The 18,232-nt window shown below is 66.0% G+C and carries 14 protein-coding genes; 2 read left to right on the top strand and 12 right to left on the bottom strand.

The genetic code is table 11. The features are described from left to right. Position 1: 1 nt before the first annotated feature. The 12 genes from CH291_RS06160 to CH291_RS06105 form a co-directional block, all read right to left on the bottom strand. Positions 2-964 (bottom strand): glycosyltransferase family 2 protein, encoded by a 963-nt coding sequence (locus CH291_RS06160; RefSeq protein WP_094686913.1) that lies wholly within the window; start codon positions 962-964, stop codon positions 2-4. Beyond that, positions 961-1,818 carry a glycosyltransferase family 2 protein gene (locus CH291_RS06155; RefSeq protein ID WP_094671392.1) on the bottom strand — a complete coding sequence of 286 codons (858 nt, stop codon included), beginning with the start codon at positions 1,816-1,818 and terminating at the stop codon, positions 961-963. The genes CH291_RS06160 and CH291_RS06155 overlap by 4 nt, the downstream gene beginning before the upstream one ends. Before the next feature lie 213 nt (positions 1,819-2,031). After that, positions 2,032-4,281 carry a hypothetical protein gene (locus CH291_RS06150; RefSeq protein ID WP_094686912.1) on the bottom strand — a complete coding sequence of 750 codons (2,250 nt, stop codon included), beginning with the start codon at positions 4,279-4,281 and terminating at the stop codon, positions 2,032-2,034. Next, entirely contained in the window at positions 4,262-5,548 is a 1,287-nt protein-coding gene (locus CH291_RS06145; RefSeq protein WP_255183129.1) for a glycosyltransferase family 2 protein, read from the bottom strand. The genes CH291_RS06150 and CH291_RS06145 overlap by 20 nt, the downstream gene beginning before the upstream one ends. A gap of 47 nt (positions 5,549-5,595) precedes the next feature. After that, entirely contained in the window at positions 5,596-6,576 is a 981-nt protein-coding gene (locus tag CH291_RS06140) for a glycoside hydrolase family 16 protein (protein ID WP_256980746.1), read from the bottom strand. Beyond that, a complete protein-coding gene (locus CH291_RS06135; protein ID WP_094686911.1) occupies positions 6,573-7,283 on the bottom strand; it encodes a DUF998 domain-containing protein in 711 nt (236 codons plus the stop codon). Before CH291_RS06135 ends, CH291_RS06140 begins: the two co-directional genes overlap by 4 nt. Further along, positions 7,280-8,560, bottom strand: coding sequence for a hypothetical protein (locus tag CH291_RS06130; protein WP_094686910.1), 1,281 nt, complete (start codon positions 8,558-8,560; stop codon positions 7,280-7,282). The genes CH291_RS06135 and CH291_RS06130 overlap by 4 nt, the downstream gene beginning before the upstream one ends. Further along, a complete protein-coding gene (locus CH291_RS06125) occupies positions 8,557-10,233 on the bottom strand; it encodes a lipopolysaccharide biosynthesis protein (RefSeq protein ID WP_179276448.1) in 1,677 nt (558 codons plus the stop codon). The genes CH291_RS06130 and CH291_RS06125 overlap by 4 nt, the downstream gene beginning before the upstream one ends. Next, complete coding sequence (locus CH291_RS06120) at positions 10,230-12,002, bottom strand: alpha/beta hydrolase (RefSeq protein ID WP_256980745.1); 1,773 nt, start codon at positions 12,000-12,002, stop codon at positions 10,230-10,232. The genes CH291_RS06125 and CH291_RS06120 overlap by 4 nt, the downstream gene beginning before the upstream one ends. A 43-nt stretch (positions 12,003-12,045) precedes the next feature. After that, positions 12,046-12,993 carry an amino acid--[acyl-carrier-protein] ligase gene (locus CH291_RS06115; RefSeq protein ID WP_068055441.1) on the bottom strand — a complete coding sequence of 316 codons (948 nt, stop codon included), beginning with the start codon at positions 12,991-12,993 and terminating at the stop codon, positions 12,046-12,048. Next, positions 12,993-14,147, bottom strand: a complete 1,155-nt coding sequence (locus tag CH291_RS06110) for an acyl-CoA dehydrogenase family protein (protein ID WP_094640808.1) — start codon at positions 14,145-14,147, stop codon at positions 12,993-12,995. Before CH291_RS06110 ends, CH291_RS06115 begins: the two co-directional genes overlap by 1 nt. A gap of 4 nt (positions 14,148-14,151) precedes the next feature. Continuing rightward, positions 14,152-14,409, bottom strand: a complete 258-nt coding sequence (locus CH291_RS06105; protein ID WP_032396368.1) for an acyl carrier protein — start codon at positions 14,407-14,409, stop codon at positions 14,152-14,154. 268 nt (positions 14,410-14,677) lie between these two features. Here CH291_RS06105 and CH291_RS06100 point away from each other — a divergent pair, with 268 nt between their 5' ends. Next, positions 14,678-16,108 carry a hypothetical protein gene (locus CH291_RS06100; protein WP_143545880.1) on the top strand — a complete coding sequence of 477 codons (1,431 nt, stop codon included), beginning with the start codon at positions 14,678-14,680 and terminating at the stop codon, positions 16,106-16,108. 175 nt (positions 16,109-16,283) lie between these two features. Further along, positions 16,284-18,230, top strand: coding sequence for an Hsp70 family protein (locus CH291_RS06095; RefSeq protein WP_094686909.1), 1,947 nt, complete (start codon positions 16,284-16,286; stop codon positions 18,228-18,230). The last annotated feature ends 2 nt before the right edge of the window (positions 18,231-18,232 follow it).

Genomic DNA, 18,232 nt, shown 5'->3' with positions numbered 1-18,232 from the left:
GCTAGCGGCTCGTACTGAGTCTTCCTCGGGCATAGCCGATTCCGGCTGCACCGACGCTGGCCACCACGGCCATCGCACCCCAGGCGCGCACGGGATTGCCGCGAGCCGCTGCGCTGGTCTCCCGGCCGACCGCGCGAGGAAGAATCTTGGCGGTGTATGCCCGCTCGGAGGACAGTGCGTCCTCGGCCCCGATCAACCGGGCGATCGCTGCCTTCGATACGCCCTCGGCGTAGCTGCGCGTGATGAGGTAGCGCGGACGAGTTCGATCTGCGCTGACGGTGTGATCGACGACGATCGAGGGATCGAACACGATCTGGGCGTCGGGATGCGTCTGACGCAGACGGATGCACAGCTCCGTCTCCTCGCAACCGAGCGGCACTCGACCGATCCGGCCGATGCCGGAGACGAACCCGCCGAGTGCGACGACGGGCTCACGGCGGAACGACATGTTCGCGCCCATGAGATTGCGGACCTGAGCGGTTTCCGTTGGCTGCCCGCGGTAGGTGCACCCGACGACCCAATCGAGTTCGCCGGGTTCACCCACTACCTCGGCCGGTAAGAAGGCCGGACGCTTGTCCGGCCATACCGGGTATGCAGAGCCCCCAACGGCGTACACGGCATCGTCCGAGTAATGGGACAGAATGGCTCCGAGCCACTCTGAGGTGCGCGGTGAGGCGTCGTCGTCCAAGAAGACGACGATCTCACCGGTCGCGAGGTCGAGCGAGGTGTTGCGCGCTCCGGAGAGGCCACGTGGGTGGTTGTTCTCCACCACGTTCACGGTCCGGTGTAGCGGCGAGAACTCCTCACGCGCACGTTCGGCCAGTTGCGCATTGTGATCGATGACGATGATCAGTTCGTCCGCCGGAACGACCTGATCGAGGACGGCACGCACGGCAGCCTGTAGTTCGGACCACCGAGCCAGGGTGTACGCGCAGATGACGACCGAGGAAGTCGGCAGACTCACGCCGTCTTCTCGCGGAGTTCGAGAACCTCGTTGTACGACTCCAGGGCCTCGAACTCGAGGTCCATGTCGGTGCGGGCGTCGACCGACTCTCGCAACGGCCGAACGATGGACTTGCGCTTGATCCTGCGGGCACGCATGCGCTCGGTCATCAGCGTGCGCAGCACCCGGAAGCCGTCGGAGAAGGTGCGCAGATTGCTCTGACCGTAGATGCGAGCCAATTCGACGCTCGGCACCTCTTCGATGCGCACGGACGCCTCGGCGAAGCGGCAGTTGATGATGGTCTCGATCTCGAAACCGTCGCCCCAGAGCATCATGCCCTCGGCACCGGGCTGATCGACGACGGGGAGATCCAGCACCGGCACCAGGTCGCGCCAGAAGGCGTTGTAGCCGTAGCAGAGATCCGAGAAGCGAGTCCCGAAGAGGGTGTTGGCCACCAGGTGCAGGCCACCGTTGCCTGCGCGGCGCAGCGGGGTGATGTCGTGGCTTCCGCCACCCTCGCAGAACCGGCTGCCCTTGGCGAAGTCGGCACCGGCGATCAGGGCGTCGACGAAGCGCGGGATCTCGGCGGCATCGGCGGAACCGTCGGCGTCGAACATGACGATGATGTCGCCGGTAGCGGCCTCGAAGCCGCAGGCGAGAGCGTTGCCCTTGCCCTTGCGGGTCTGCTTGATGATGCGAATGTCACCGCGGATCTCCCGCGCCGCGTCGATGGTGCCGTCGACGGATCCACCGTCGACCAGCACGAGCTCGTAGTCGTGCGAGAGCAAGGGGAGGACGTGACGAAGGTTCGCGGCCTCGTTGAGCGTCGGGATGACGACACTGACGCGGGGATTCTGACGATTCAACATATCCATTCCACATGGGTCGAGTGCGATGGGCAGATGTCTCCGAACTCCGTGAATCGACCCCCGCCGCATCCACAGACAGTGTCATAACGCTCGTTCTCAAGCGTAAGAACCTGTTTCCTTTGACTGAAAGCAAGCTTAAAAGAAGCTACGAGTTTGTCAAGCCGCGAACAAACCAACTGGGAGATTGTTTGGAGATTCACGTCATAGTTTGTGACGAGATCAACGCGATCGGTACTGGTAGACGATCGTGTTGGTGTCCTGATACCGCACCGACCACGCCGAGTTGGTGGCGAGCCACTGCCGGAAACGTGCGACCGCATCGTCGGCGACGAACCCGTAGTACTGCATCGCCTCGAGCGACTGACGGGTCAGGACCATGTAGGTGGGTGTGTCGCTGACCGACGCGTTGTAATCGATCTGGCCGAGCTTCTCCGGCGTCGGGAAGCCTTCCATGTACTCGGGGCCCAGCGCGTAGAGCGGGACGTCCCAGTACTCGTTGGCCTCCGTCAGGCGCCCGTAGTCCGACGTCGACCGGGCCGGGTAGCCCGAGGAGTACAGCATCGTGACCGCGGTGCCGGACGGTGACTGTGCGGCGACCGCGCGGGCGTCGTCGATCTGGTCGCGGTGTTCGAGCACGATCGGCCACAGGCCGAAGTAGCTCTGCAAGCCCAGCACGGCACTGCCGAGAGCCCCGGCCGTCGCGACCGCAACCGATGTCCGGGCGGTGAGCCTGCGGGCCCGGGACGGGCGATCCTGGGAGGGCTTGCGATCGAACAGGGCCAGGAACAGCGGCGTGATCAACAGCACGCAGCCGGGAATCGCGTACAGGTACACCCGGAAGATCGCTTCGCCGCCGTAGCTCTGCCCGGCGAGCAGCATGATCGATCCGAACGCCATCACCATCGGTGCCCAGAACGTCTTCTTGGTACGCCAGGCGTAGATCGCCGAGACGAACGCCAGCACGAACACCCCGCCGGACAGTGCGCGGCAGACCAGGGACGTGATCTGTTTGCCGAGCACGCCCTCCGCCTCGACGTTGCTCGCGGCGTTCTGTACGGGGTCGAACCCCTGGAAGAGTCCGTACGGTGCCACGATCGGCAGTCGCGGATACAGGTATCCGAGCAGGATGATCCCGAGAGGAATCATCAACCACCACGGCTTGGCTCGCCGCGTCACCAGCAGCACGCCGGTGACGGCCATCAGCCAGTACGGCGTCAGCTGGTGCGTGGGGACCAGCGCCGCGAACGGAACGATCGACAGGAACGCCGCGGACCGGGTGAGCGAGGAGGACATCAGCAGCGCCAGGAAGCCCACGGCGAGCAGAACGGCCCACGCCTGCGGTGAGTAGTAGTCCTGGCCCACCCAGTTGATGACCTCGGCGAGCATCGCCGCCGTGATCGCGGCGCGTTTGTCGAACTTCATGACCCGCGCCAGTCCGTAGACGGCCGCCGCGAGCACCACGTGGATCATCGGCGCGAACACGTGCGCCAGAGCCAGCGTGTCGTATCCGGTGACGTGCTGGAACCAGGCCGAGACGAGGAAGAAGCTGGGCCACTCGCTGTAGATGTCGACGCCGCTCGGAGCCAGTCGGTTCAGATCGAGCACGAACTCGGTGACGGCGACGTGCTTGTACGTCCAGTCGTAGATCGGAGCGGAGGTGACGAGGGTGACGGTGAATCGCTGCACCACGATGGCCAGGCCGATGGCGAGCAGCATGGTGCGCAGCTGATGACGCCGCAGCGCGATCAGGAACGCCGCCATGATCAGCACCATGCACAGCACCAAACCAGGGCCGGTTCCGGCGGTCAGCAGCCCGAACTGCGAGTACGTTGCGCGCTCGAGACCGGGCAACAACGGCAGCCACAGAAAGAACGCCAACGCCAGAATCAGGCCGGCAACATTGCGTCGCAACGTCTCTCGGTCGGTCAGAGCGAATTTCACGGAAGCGAGGGCGGACGTTCGCGACGACGGCGAGACGACCTCACGTGCCTGCGCCACCCAGACCGGCAGGTCGGGACGGCCGTGCTTGCGGTACCAGAGCACCGACGAGCCGATCAGGGCCAGGCACAGCCACAACGTCCACATCCGGGGCGACCAGCGGTAGCCCCACATCGCCGCCGACACCATCAGTGTCACCACCGAGATACTCAGAATCGGCAGGGCGGCAGGAACCGCGGTGCGCGGGATGCGCACCCACGACAGGATCGCGGCACCGGGTCCGAAGAACAGCAGGACCGTCAGAAGCACGACGCGAACCAGCGTCGGCAGCGCGATCATCGAGGCCAGGCCGGACAGGGCGGCGAGGACGCTGATGTCGGAGTAGCGCAATCGGCTACCCGCGCGCCGCCGTGTGCCTGCGGCGGAGTCGGTGGTGCCGACGGGCCAATCGGTCCAGTCGGACGGAACGAACAGCTTGTGCCGCAGATCTGCGATGGACCGGTATCCGGAATCAGTCGAGGACAGGTTCACGGCTCACCCCCGCCAGCGGAGTGCGCTCGCGACCTTCGCGCCTGCTGCGCCGGATGGCCGCGGGGCCCTTGGCGATGGAGAGCAGTTCCATCCGGCCGATACCGTCGGGCAGGTCGGCAGCGAGATCGTCGGGAGGGGAGGCGACCTTGCTCATCTTGGCCGACAACCGAATTGCGCTGCCGAGTCGGCGGGCGGCAACCTTCGCCGCGAGGCTCGCGGATCTGCGGTCGGTGGCGACCGTGTACAGCCACGCGCCGAGCCCGAGTCCGTACCCGCGCGCCTGGACCGCCAACGCCTCGGGATCGGCGCGGTGACGGTGCCACACGATGGCCGCAGGCTCGTACACCAGCTTGTCGCCGGCCATCAGCACCCGGAAGAACATGTCGAGATCCTCACCGCCGTTGGTCGGCGATCCCACTCCCAATGCCTCGTCGAATCCTCCCAGATCGAACATCCGTCCGCGGTCGACCGCGAAATTGGCTCCGGTTCCGTACATCCCGACCTGGAACGGAAACAGCGGCACGTCGGCCGGTGGATTCTTCAGGTCGTAGACCCGGGGCGTCACCGAACTCGCCCATCCGACGCGGCGATCGAAGTACGCCTGCGCCTGAGTGCGGATCTCCCCACTCGGCACGATGCCGGACACGCACGTGACCCGCTCGGCCCGCCCGAAGCCGCGGGCGATGCTGCGCAACCACCTCGCGTCGACGGCGACGTCGTCGTCGGTGAAGGCGACGATGTCGTGCCGCGCTGCTCGTAACCCCGTGTTCCTGGCTCTCGACAGACCCGCCGTCGGCTCGGACACGACGCGAACACGGGAGTCGTCCAACCCGCGAACGTACTGCTGCGTGGCGTCGGTCGGAGACGCATTGTCGACGACGACCACCTCGAAATCCGGGTAGTCCAGAGCGGACACCGACGCGAGCGCGCCCTGCAGATGATCGACTCGGTCACGAGTGCAGATCACCACGGTGATCGGCGGCAACGCTCGATCGGTCTCGGGAACGGCATCGGGCATCGGAACCTGGGCGAGCGACATCGCCGCCCTCCGTGCATCGTCTGCCGCGACCGCGCCGTCGACGACATCGAGTTCGACGAAGCCCAGCGGGTCGGGTCCGCGTCGGATCAGCAACCGGGCACGGTGGTAACCGTCGGAACCGTCGAGTACGAGAGAGTCCGGAAGATCCTGCTCCAGGTCGATGTCACCGATCCACACGGCACCGTCCCATTCGGGAGACTGCAGTCTGGGGAGCGCGGGAGGTAACACGGGGAGGGTCCTTTCGGGTGACACGTACGGGCAGGTGGAGCGGGGTCTCAGTCGGCGCGATACCGCACCCAGTCGACCGCCATGGTCGCCGGGAACGGCGTGGAGTTGTCGGTGGGGCCGGGCCAGTCACCGGCGACGGCGACGTTGAACAGCAGGAAGAACGGCTTGTCGAAGACCCAGTAGTCGTTGCCGCCGGTGAGGTCTGCCGGAGTGATCGTGGCCAAGGTGGTGCCGTCGATGCCGGTGGTCACGCGGCCGGGAGAGCGCTCTACCCAGTAGGTATGGAAGTTCTCGGACAGTGGCTCGGGCGGAATCCCGCCTGCGTCCACCTTCTGGCTGGTCAACGAATCGGGTTGGGGCGCATGGATTCCGGTGTGGTATTGATCGGCCTGGTTCAACGTCTCCATGATGTCGATCTCGCCGGACAGCGGCCAGCCGACCGAGTCCAGGTCGGTACCGAGCATCCAGAACGCCGGATGCAGTCCGGCTCCGGCCGGCATCTTGATCCTGGCCTCGATGCGGCCGTAGGTGAACTCGAACTTGTCCTTGGTGGTCACTCGGGCCGAGGTGTACCCGTCACCGTTGCGCATCGCGTTGATGACCATGTGGCCGTCACCGTCGAGAGACGAGTTCTCGGTCGAATCGGTGTAGTCCTGCTTCTCGTTGTTGCCCCAACCGGTCTGTCCGACATCGTGACTCCAACGGTCGTCCGACATGGCATCGCCCGCCGTGCCCGAGAAGTCGTCGTAGACGGTGAATCCGGGCTTGGCGGCTTCGGTATTGGACGCCGACGTCGTGGAGGTGGCGTCGACGGTGCCCTGCGCAGTGGAGTCGGGGTCGGCTCCGTCCGAGCGCTGCGTCATCCCGTACACGGTTCCGGCGACGACCAGACCCAGCACGACGAGGAACGCCAGAACGGAAGGCCAGCGTCGACGTGGAGGCTCGACGATGAGCCCGGTTCCTGGTAGCCGCGAAACCTCGACGGTCCCCGTTCCGGACTCGTGGCTCGATGCGGCATGACGACTCACGCGGTCTCGTCGACGTTCTTCGGAACTCGCGTCGCGTTGAACTGCGAGACCGACAGCACGACTATGCCCACGAGAAGCGCATAGGTGGCGATGCGTTCCATGCTTCCGATACCGAGACCGAACTCGTGACCACTCATGTAGGCGAAGTAACCGGCCAGACCGACGGCACCGAGCGCGGTCACGACGATGCGAATACCGCGCGGCAGACTCCGGTGCCCGCCTGCGACGACGAGGCCGAAGTTTCCGAAGATGAAGAACGCGGTGGCTCCGAACGAGTGAATGGGGTAGTTCACGCCCTGGTTGACCAAGCCGGCGGTCATGGCACCCGCGCCGGCCACGAGGAAGAACGACGCGGCCCTGCCGTCGATCCGGCGAACGATGTACCAGGATGCGCCCACCGCGGCGATTGCCACACCGAACAGCACCATCGAGGCGTTCAGCAGCACGTAGAGCTGGCTGCACGGCCAGTTGCCGGTAGGCCCGCAGAAGGGAACGCCGAGCTCGCTGATGTAGTTGTTCCGGTAGCTGTAGAGACCCCGCCACGTGGCCGAGACGATGTACTCGACGAGAACGAACTGCACCACCGACAAGCCCGCCCACCGAGCGACGTGGGCAACGAAGACCGATCGCTTCGTTGCAGGCGCAACGGTGCTCGACGTCGGACTGTTCGCTTCGGGTTCGGTGGGGCGCTTCGCTTCGATGGTCATGCGGTCTTCTCCTGAGGGGCCAGCAATGCGAGGGGGTTCGCTGCTACGAGATCGAGTGCGGCTTGCACTGTGTGGCGATCGAAAACATTGTCGTGGAACGACGCCGAGACGAACACGACCGAACCGATGGTCTCCATCGTGATCATCACCGACTCCGGTAGTCCCGGATCGGCGATCACGAAGAAGGCGCGGTCGGCGGGCTCGGCAACCCAGGAGACCTGCTCCAACTGCCTGACCCTACCGAGATCGGAGTACATGAGCTGAACTCTGGGGCGAACCGGAACTCGGTCTGCTGACACCCCGGAGACGGCCTTGTGTTCACGCTTGTACTTGATGGTGCTGATCGTCGCGGATGCGATGGGACGGCCCTTGGCGATGGCACCGGACAATGCCCCGTGCACCTCGCCAGCCGAGGTTGGATCGATATCGGAGAAACGGATCCCGGCTGCGAAGTTGCCGAGCACCACCGTCGACGGCGGAAGGTAGCGGCGGCAGTCGAACAGAAACGCCGCGGAACGATCGAGCGATAACGACGTGCGCGCGAACGCCGCAGCCACGGCGGCACACATCACCGCGCTGACGCTCGCGCCGGGCAGGTGGGATTCCCGCCACCGCCGGATCGCATCGGTGGTACCCGACTGCGTCACCACGGTGGCCACCGCCGCGGACGGTGCCCACGGCCGAAATGCCGTCGGCGACGCGGTGTCCGGCGCAGGCGCGGTGGCTGCGTATTCCGGGTTCGGGCCGGGACGAACGCGGTCGTGGATCGTGTCCAAGACTTTCCTGGGATTTCGAACGATCCAGCGCAACAGTGCTTTTCGGAGAGGATGACCGTCGACGGGCCTACTCGCCCACGCCGGGAGCGGGGCGTCGGGACGTGCGTCGGCCAAGTAGGCGAACAGGTCGACCGGCAACAGAGCGTCGCCGATACCGTGATTGAGATCGAGGAACAGGTAGCGACCGGCCAGACGGATCCGCAGAGTGATCTCGGGAACGGACGCGTGCGAGAACTCGGTGAGCTCCTTGGCCAACTGCTCGTGATCGACGGCGGGTCCCTCGACGATGTGCTCGACCACCCGCTCCGGCTCGTAGACCCAGCCGACCGAAGACTGGTCGGCGCGCAGGCCCAGCCGCGTCGCAGGACCGATCGAGGCCAGTGCGAGTACCCGGCTCCGCACTCGTGCGAGATCACCGAAGTCCGCGGGTCCCAGCACGGTCACGATGCGCGAATCGGACCGAAGCATGTCCAGTGAGCTGGCGCGATAGGTCTGAGTCATGGTGCCGTCCTGTGTTGAGCGTGGACAGGGATGCGACGCGGTGACGGTTCGTCGAGCTGCGGCCGGCCGTCCTGTGGCTCGCGACGGGGCGGTTCCCGGTGCCGAGGTTCGGCGTGTCGGGGTTCTCCGTGGCGGGATCGAGGTGGACGGGCATCGCTGTCGTCGATCGGCCCGCGAGGTCCGGGGGAGCCCGACGGGCCCTGGTCGTCACCGGACTCGCCGTTGCTGCCTGCGGACAGCTCACGAATCCATCGGACGAGCGGCACGATCAGAACGAGTGCGCCGAACGCCTCCGCGGCGAGGTACGCCCAGCCGACGGCCGCGATGCCCATCGACGACGACAGTGCCACCGAACCGCCGATGATGATCGAGGTGGCCACCACCTGCACGATCACGGCCAGTCGCATGCGCCGACGGACCCGAGCCAAACCGTCGTACAGGGAACCGACGACGGAGAGCGGGATGGTCAGCGCGGCCAACTGCACGATGATGGTGCCCTGATCGCGATAACCCTGGCCGATCAGGCCGAGTCCGAACGGCGCGACGAACGCCAGGAAGATCGACCCACCCACCGCGACGATGCAGACCAGGGTCATGAACCGCTTCGTCAGGCGGTGGAACTGCGCGGGGTGGGCAGCGACCTCGGCGACGTACGGTCCGATCAACACGCTGATCAGAATGTACAGAGCACTGACGATCGACCAGGTGAGCGAGAAGTAGGCGTTCTGCTCGGCACCGAGGGTGGCGACGACGATCATCGGCACGAGCAGCGGAGCGAGCGAGCCGAGCGCGGTGATGCCGTACGCCGAACCGAAGTAGGCCCACATCTCACGCCGGGGCGGCAGATCCGGCTTGCCTGCGTACCGCTGTTCGGTGCGGACGTTCTTCAGGATCGCGCGCAGGACGAAGATCGACGCCACGATCGCGGGGACGGCCCAGGCGGAGATGATCGAGGTACTGCGCTCGGTCGAGAAGAGCGCCAACAACAACACGAACTTGAAGACGGCGTGGAAGACGTTCTTGGCGGCCGCCCATCGGGCGACGCCCAGGCCGGAGGAGGTTTGATCCTGCAGCGCGAACACCGCGAGCACTGCGACGAAGAACGGGAACGAGACGATTTCGGCGGTGTTGGTGAACATCTCGTCCACCGGCGCAACCAGCAGGAAGCCGCCGCCGAGCACGAACGCGAACGCGGTGACGGTGAGGTAGCCGCGCACGATGAACGACTTGGCCAACCGGCCCGAGATAGGCAGGAATCGCTCGTACATCGAACCGAGGCTCAGATTGGACAACGTGGAGAGCATCACCGCGGAGGTGATGACCGCCGACGCGCTGCCCACCTCGGCCACGGGATAGAGCCGACCGGCCGCAGCCCAGAACAGCAGGCCGAGTGCGCCGGTGATGGCCGTCGAGAGCATCAGAGCCATCGAGTTGAGCGCGAGGTTGCGATCGGACGCCTTCGAACCCGGTCCTGTGTCGGGTGTCGCCTGTTCGACGACGTCGGCAGCAACATCGACCGAGTGAACGGGATTGTGCCGAGGCACGGTCGGCACCGGCATCGTCGGGCTGTTCATCAGGCCCAGGTCGAACCGCGCCGGTTCGACCGGGTACCACCGAAGTTGTTCGAGCTGCTCGTGTTTGGGTGGCGCAATCCTGGGAGCGCGGTGCTTCACAACCGAACCTTCCCCACCGGCACGGGAGGCGACGGAGCAGTGATCTCGAGGTCGAACGCAGCAGCAGTGGCCGCGAGAAGTTCGGCTCGGACGTTCTCGCGCAGGTCGCGACCGTAGAGCGAGTGATCACCGGACTCGAACGAGGTGACGGTGGGCACGGACGATCGGCGCTGGAGCCGGCGCATTCCCTCCGGGCCCCGATTGGCCTCGAACCAGGCGGTGTCGTTGGGGGAGAGCAGAACTCGTGTCTGCACCCGGCGGTCGCTGAGAATGCGCAACGAGATCTCGGGAACCTGGATCAATCCGCGCCGGCCGAGCCAGATCCACAGGGCATACGGGATTCGCGGCTGCAGTGCATTCTTGGTCCGTACACCCCAGTGGTGCAGACGGTCGAGTGCGCGAGCCTTCAGTCCCGTCTCCTCGATGTGCATCGAGGAACGCTTGACGAATTCGAGTCGACGAGTGGTCCAGTCCAGGGTGTTGAGCAGTACTGCGGCACGAACCCCCAGTTCCCGGGCGGCGAAGCTGGAATACCAGGAGCCCGAGCACATTCCGGCCACCAGGACGTTGGCCGGGGTCGACCCCGACTGCCGGACGGCGGTGAGTGCATCCTCGTTGCCCTCGTCGCTGTAGAGCCGGGTCAACTCCGTATCGGCCACGGTTCCGCTTTCGCCGGTGCCGCGACGATCGAAACGCACCGTGGCCACTCCGAAGCGAGGCAGTAGCCGCGCCAGTTCCACCCACATACGGACCGGACCGACACGGTGCTCGTTGGCGGTGGGATACAACACCACGGTCGGTCCACCGGGCAGGCACAGATCCGAGGACGACCGAATCGCGAAAAGCTGCTGTGCGCCCAGGTATTCGATGCTCTCCTGAATTCCGTCGACCACTGATCGCGATCGACGCTCCACCGCGACGTCGGCCGCGGGCGTCGCGGGGAACTTCGACGCCGTCCACGTCGCGAGGTAGGAGATGTCGGACGTCGGGATGACGACCTCGAAATCACTCGGCTCGAGAAAGTCGTCGTGCGCGGTCAGAATGTGTTCTTGAGCCGAGAGAGTCTCGACGACCCTGCGTACGGGCTTGGTATCGGCTCGCTCGGCGCGCGTGGCCACCAGCACCGGCGCGTCCGTTCTCGTCTTCGCGGCATCGAGCACGGAGAAATCGGCAGCCGAATCGGGATGCAGCACAGCGCCGATGATCGACACCCTGGGATCTGCGTCGGAGTCGGTGGTCACGCTCACCGAATACAGCGCGCGCTGCTCGTGCAGATACGACCGTCCTCTGACCACCGGATCCCACAGCGTCATCGCGGTGAGCGGGCCACACTCGGCGGCGACCGAACACGCCAACAAGGCACCGACGCGCAGACCCACGAGACCGACGTCGTTCACCCCGCAACCACGAACGTAGGCGACGGCTTCGACGATGCTGCGCTGCCAGTGCGCCACCGCGTCGGGCTGATCCTGATCGCCCCACGAATCCCCGGTGCCGCGATAGTCGAACCGCAGCACCAGAAGTCCCTGCGCACACAGCTTCTGCGCGAGCAGGGTCATGCCGCGATACGAATCGACCTGTTCCTTGCCCAGTGGTGGGCACAGCACCACACCGCCGCGCGCCCGACCGCCGGACGGCACGTGGACGGTGCCGAACAGCGGTGAGTCGGCCGGGCCGAACCACATCGGGTACTTGCCGCCCGCCGTACGCGAAGAGGACTCGGCGGGAACTGAGCCGATGCGCCGGGGAGCGGTGCGGGAACTGTTCACAGGTTTGGTCCTTCGTGTACGTACACGGGTGAAGCGGTATCGATCAGTTGCGCAGTGCGGCAGGCCAGGCCGATCGATCGAGTCCATGGGTGCGGAGCATCGCCAGGGCGATGCGTTCCATGCCGAAGCCGACGCAGGCGCTGTGGGCCGGTTCGCCGTCGACGGTCTCGATGCCGAAGGTGTGCCCGAAGTGATCGCGGTGGCAGTTGCACGAGACGACCGCGGTGCCCTCGTCGAGATCTCCGTAGAGCTTGACTACCAGTTCGGTCTTGAGGTTCTCGTTGCGCTGGTTCGCCGCGAGCATGCGTCCGGCGCGACCGAAGAACGGGTCGTTGGCGATGACCGCCTCGGCTTCCAACCCCAGATCTGCCAGCACCTGAAGACCGCGCGGTACCCAGCGTTCGCGGTGTGCGATCGCGTCTTCGGGGGTGCCGACTCGAACGAACTCGTGCATCCGAAATGCCTGCATCCGAGCCGGATCCACCGCGGGCTCGTGCCGGAAGCAGTAGCCGTAGATGTCCATCAGCGTGCCCTCGTCGGGCAGCGTGCCGGTGAGCATCGAGTACGAAGGATGGCAGGCAGCCGAGACCAGCATGGTGCCCGCCGAATGCAGGAAGTGATCCCAGTCCTTGCCGTCGGATCGTTCCGCCAACAACGCAGCGTGTTCCTTGTTGTCGCCCTCGAACGTGTTGATGGCGCCGGTGAGGTTGGGGAACGACGCGATGTAGTCGGTGCGCTCGAAGGCTTCCCGAGGGAAGACCGGTGCGAACCGGAATCGAGTGGCCTGACGGCCGTGTTCGGCGACGCCTGCCTCGGTGACGCGGGCATCGACGAACTCGATGATGTCCTCGAATTCGCCACTGCGCCCGTACAATCCGGGGATCGAGCTGGGGACCAGCAAGCCGGCGTCGACGAGCTCGGCGCGGAAAGCGGCTCGGGCCGAGTCGAGTTCGCTGATGTCTGTTTCCGGTGCGGAGTGTGTGGTGGTCATCATTTGCCCTTGTAGACGAGGGAGAGCTGGGCGTTGTGCCCCAGGATGCGTTCGTTGCTGACCATGATCGCGGACCCGTGCGCGTCCCGAAGATGACGGCCGATGCTCATCTCGCCGTCCTGTCGGTACCCGGAGATGCCGCAGATCTGCAGTGCCTTGCCGACGATGTCGATGACGAGCGTCGACGCGGTGACCTTGACGTTGTTGATCTTGAGCGCGAACCCGATGGCTCCGAGCTCGGCGGGGCTCTCGGCGACGGCCTCGAACTTGGCTGCGGCACCGAACACCGTGTCCACCAACTGCTCGTGCACCACCATCAGCTCCGCGAGACGCAGCGCGCTCGGCGGCGGCGTTCCCGGAGTCTTGCGTGCGGCCTTCTGCACCGACTTGCGCGCTTTGGTGACCGCCGCGTCGGCGATGCCGAGCCACGCAGATCCCCACAGCACGTGCGCTACCGGAAGCATGGTCTGAGCGGAGATGTCGCCGTAGTTGTCGCCCAGGATGTTCGACGTCGTTGTGCGCGCGTCCAGCATGAAGCCGGGGCTGCAGGTGCCGCGAAAGCCGAGGGTGTCCCAGGTGCCGGTCTTGACGAGCGTCACGTCGGGCTTCTCGCACACCACGAGCACCTGATCGCTCGGCGGGCTGTCGACGCTGCGCCGCGCCGTCGCCAACACGATCTGCGCGTACTCGCCGTAGGAGATGACCGGTGCGTTCTTGCTGAGCGTGATCTGCTCACCGTCGTACTCCACCGCACAACTGCTCGAGCGGACGTCTCCGCCGATGTTGATCTCGGTGGTGGCCGACGCCACCAGTATGCGATCGGTCACGATGCGACGCTGCAGGTCTGCCATGGCGTCGGACTTGCCGTGGCGGACGATGCTGAGCACCTGTGACTGGTGCATCACGAAGATCATCGCGGTCGATGCGCACTCGGCACCGAGGGCGCGCGAGATCCGGGCTATGTCGGTCAGTGTTGCCCCGCCTCCGCCGAACTCCCGCGGAATTCCGACCCCGAGCAGGCCGGCGTCGCGCAGCGCATCCACCGATTCGGTGGGAAAACGGGCATCGCGATCGACCTCGTCGGCGTAGGTCCGCAGTACGGCCAGCACGTCGGTGATCGACTGGTCGATCGAGCTCTCGTAGACGGTGGTCATGGCCTCAGTCCGTCAGCTGGGCGATGGCCGCGGCGATCGCGTTGATGCTGCCGAACGTCGACTTCTGCAGCATGGTGTCGGGGAATTCGACGTCGAACTCGTCCTCGAGCGCGATCATCACGTTGACGCTGGCGTGCGAGGTGAGGCCGCTGTCGTAGAGATCGGCAGCTTCGTCGATGCCCTCAACGGGGACCGGCAGCTTTCCGAATTTCTCCAGAACGGTTCGCACTCGAACCACGTCGTGAGCATTGAGCGTCTGCATCGAAACCTCCACCGATCGCGTTAACCACGAGACCGGACGGCCTCGTCGTCGACTCAGGGTCGGCTGGCAGTGTGCCTTTTCGACCCAAAGTCTCCCCAGACCCTCTTAAACAATATCGCAGATTGTTTAGTAGCGTTACCGGGATGCCCGCATCGGGTATCCGAGCCGCCGTACACTTCGAGAGGAGCGGGGGCTCGTACGGACGCCGGATCGGGCGTCGAAACACAATCTGTGAAGGACTGTCTGGTCTATGGGTGGAGTCTGCGGGGTGTCAGTGGGTACCGGTGCCGTGCGCATCGCGTACATCGCCGACGGCCGCCGCGTCGAGGACTCCATCGACGCAGAGGGTGCGCACGACCTGCTGCCCGGCAAGCTCGTCGACCTCGGGCCGTTCGAGGACATCGTGCTCGCCGGATGGGACACCGCAGCCGTGACGGCGCTGCTGGAGACCCTCGGCGACGGCACCGTGCCGAACGCTCGCATGGTCGAGGAATCCCACGCCCTGCTCGCCTATGCCCGCACCGTTCCGGAACTGGCCGACAAGGACTACGTCCTGGTGGTGGATTTGGGCAAGAAGGGGTTTTCGGCCACCGCACTCGATGTGGCGGGCGAGTACGTCGAGTGGACCGCACGCACCGTCGACATCAGCGGTGACCGCTTCGACGAGGTGGTCCGCGGCATCGTGATGGCCAAGGGCATTCTGCCGGCTCCGGTCGGCCCCGAGGGCGATCAGGAGTACCAGGCCTTCTTCCGCGAGCTGAAGGAGTTGGTGAGCACGTCGGTGGGCGTCCGGGCACCCAACCGCGGCCCGATGTTGCTCAGCCGGAAGGAATTCGAGCGAGAGATCACACCGCTCGTCTCCGACGCCCTGGACTGGGCCTCCAAACAGGCACCCGATGCCGTACTGCTGATCGGTGGCGGTGCAGGCATCCCCGCGGTGCGCACCATCATCGAGGACAAGTGGAACGTTCCCGTCCACGTGCCCGACGACCCTGCAATGGCCATCGCCGAGGGTGCGGCACTCGACGAAAGACCCGCCGAAACCCCTTTCGACGGATCTCTCCATGCCGATGTGGGAATCATCACCGTCCCGGACGACGCGTCAGAGCTGATCGATGCGCCCGAGCTGCTCGCCGAGCCGGAGACGCTCGACTTCGACACCGTCGAGCCGGAGACGCTCGACTTCGACACCGTCGAGGAGTGGATGGTCGACGGCCTCACCGTCGACCAACTCGCGACCGAGGATCTGACGATCCCGTCGACCACCTTCGATACGGTCCCGGCCGACATAGATCTCGACGAACCTGCACTCCTGCAGCCCGAGGTGCTCGAACCCGCGGCACCCGAGCCGGGGGTCGTCGCCGAGCCGGTTCGCCGCGGCCGACGCACCTGGTCGATTCGAGACGCGTCCGTGCTCGCCGCCGTGAGTCTGCTGATCGTCGCGGTGGTGGGATTGGTGTTCACCCGGGGAAACACGCCGCCGCCCACTCCGCTGATCGACCAGCAGATTCCCACTGATTCCACGTTCGCCGCTGCGCTTTCTGCCGTCGCGGGCCCGGCCGACGGGGTCGATCCGGGACCCGCCGAGCTGCCGGTGCTCGGGCCCGTTCGATTGTCCGACGCGGACCTGTACGAGCGGGAGTTCACCTACGCGGGCGAGCTGTACCTACCGACTGTCGATCCGGAGCTGCCGGAATAGACCTCGGGTCCGGTTCGAGCAGGCGGGGTGGGGAGCGCGACAGGTTTCACTACGCCCGGCTCCGCCCACCGCCGGGGCGCGCGCCCCGCCGATTCGGCCGAAGCGGTAACCTGGCGCTCTGGACGAGGTGGATCGCGTCCGAAGACAACTGCCGATCGAAATGAGGCCGACAACCGTGACTGTGCTGCTTGGGGTGTCCATGGGGACCCGAGCCGTGCGCACGGCGCAGCCCCGAGCCGAGCAGTTCGGGTCACCCGTCGGAGACCCGTCCGGCCTGGTCACCGACATCGACCGGCCCCTGTTCTTCCGCAACGAACTCATCGACAGTGTCGGCGGAGACCTTCCGCATCTGGCCGCCGAATCGATCGGTGCCGCAGCGGAGAGCGAGCCCGAACTCGCCACCGGCGTCGCCTACCGCGACCCCCGCCAGGCCGACGCGTTGCATGCTGCCCTCAGCGGTGCGCGCCTGCACAACTATCACCTGGTCCCCGAGGTGGAGGCTGTCGTCGAGTATCTGGCGGCAACGGGCGAGGCCCGCAACTGCAATTCCGTCGCACTTTTCGACCTCGGAAGTTCAGGACTGACCGTCAGCGTCGTGGACCTGGTGCAGCGCACCGTCATCGCCTCGCAGCGATCCGGTGCGTACAGCGGAGATCTGCTCGACGCCTACGTGCGCAACAATCAGCTCCAACGCCTCGGCAAGCAGCCGACCGACCCCGACATGGCGTTGTTCGAGAAGCGCTGCCGCATTGCCAAGGAGCGCTTGTCCACTCAGGACGCGGTATGTCTGCCCGACGCCAGCGGCATGATCCTGCTCTCCCGAGAGAACTTCGAGCTGCTCATCACCGACCTGCTCGACGAGGCCATCGAGTTCGCGCGCGACGTGATGATCGGTGCCAACGTTCCGATCGACGCCGTCGTACTGATCGGCGGTGGAGCTCGCATGCCGATCGTGCAGAAACGCGTCGGACCACTGCTCGAACTCCCGTCGATCGTGCCGACCGAGCCCGAGACCGTCGCGGCGCGTGGAGCGGCACTGGCTGCTCGTCCGCATTCACGCACGCGAACCGGAACGCGTCGGGCACCGAATCGGCAGGCGACGTCCGCTGCGCCGATGACCGCCGAACCCGCGTCGCGGGTCCGCTCGGAACCGGCTTCCGTGCCGGTGCCGCCGCTACCCGCGCCGGTCCGTCCGGTTCCGGCGAATACCGAGTCCCAGCACGCCGCGCCCGGTGTGCCTGTCCCGGCTCCCTCGCCGGCGCGTCCTGTTCCGGCCCGTCCCTGGATAGCGGCGGCAGCGGTCGGCGCGCAGTCGCAGGACACGGTGTCGGAGGTGCCGGTGCCCGAAGTGCCGGTGTCCGAAGTCCCGACGTCAGAAGGCCCGGCCGATCCCACCGGTACCTCGGGAGAATTCGCTTCCTCGAGGTTCACCGACTCCGCCGAATCAAGTGCAGTCGATTCGGTTCCGGAGACCTCACCGGTGGTGGAAGATGTTCTCGACGACCACGTGCAGGGGGCGCGGGTCGACGGGGAGGTCGTTGCGTTGAGCGCGAACACGGGGGATTCGTCTGCCGAGAACTCTGCTGCCAAGCCCGAGGCCGCAGACGACGGCAAGCCGGTTCCGTTCCAGCTGAAGAACGTCTACTGGCTCGACGCCGATTACGACGACGACGACGGCGAGGACGACCGCACTCGGGCTCGGCGGAAGCTCCGCACCGGAGGTGTTCTCGCGCTCGGTCTCGCTTTGGTGGTGGGCGGCTCCGCGTTCATGATCACCCAGCAGAACACACCGCAGGTGGTCGACACCTCGGTCAGTCGGAACCAGACCGAAGCTCCCGCTGTCACCACCACGGTGCCGCCCACGTCGGTGACACCAGCGCCGGTGTTGCCGCCGCCCGCACCTGCACCGGAAACCACGGTCGAACCGACCACCGTGCCACCGGAGACCGAGGTCTACCAGGAGCCGTGGACTCCGGAGCCGACGACGACCACGGCCGAGCCTGCGCCGCCGCCACCCGTCGAGAGCGTTCCTCCGACGACGCAGCAGCCACCGCCGCTGATTCCAGGATTCCCGGATTTCACGCTGCCCGGTTTCCCGCCGATTGCCCCGCCCGCTCCCTGACC

Origin of the sequence: Rhodococcus sp. 14-1411-2a (assembly GCF_002259485.1) — a bacterium.
In the GTDB taxonomy this organism is placed as follows: Bacteria; Actinomycetota; Actinomycetes; order Mycobacteriales; family Mycobacteriaceae; genus Rhodococcoides.
This window is presented reverse-complemented; position numbering and strand designations above follow the sequence as displayed.

What these genes read in the sequence shown, in the direction of transcription:
- CH291_RS06135 (WP_094686911.1), bottom strand. Translation starts at nt 7,283, where the DNA reads ATGACCATCGAAGCGAAGCGCCCCACCGAACCCGAAGCGAACAGTCCG.
- CH291_RS06130 (WP_094686910.1), bottom strand. Translation starts at nt 8,560, where the DNA reads ATGACTCAGACCTATCGCGCCAGCTCACTGGACATGCTTCGGTCCGAT.
- CH291_RS06115 (WP_068055441.1), bottom strand. Translation starts at nt 12,993, where the DNA reads ATGACCACCACACACTCCGCACCGGAAACAGACATCAGCGAACTCGAC.
- CH291_RS06110 (WP_094640808.1), bottom strand. Translation starts at nt 14,147, where the DNA reads ATGACCACCGTCTACGAGAGCTCGATCGACCAGTCGATCACCGACGTG.
- CH291_RS06105 (WP_032396368.1), bottom strand. Translation starts at nt 14,409, where the DNA reads ATGCAGACGCTCAATGCTCACGACGTGGTTCGAGTGCGAACCGTTCTG.
- CH291_RS06155 (WP_094671392.1), bottom strand. Translation starts at nt 1,818, where the DNA reads ATGGATATGTTGAATCGTCAGAATCCCCGCGTCAGTGTCGTCATCCCG.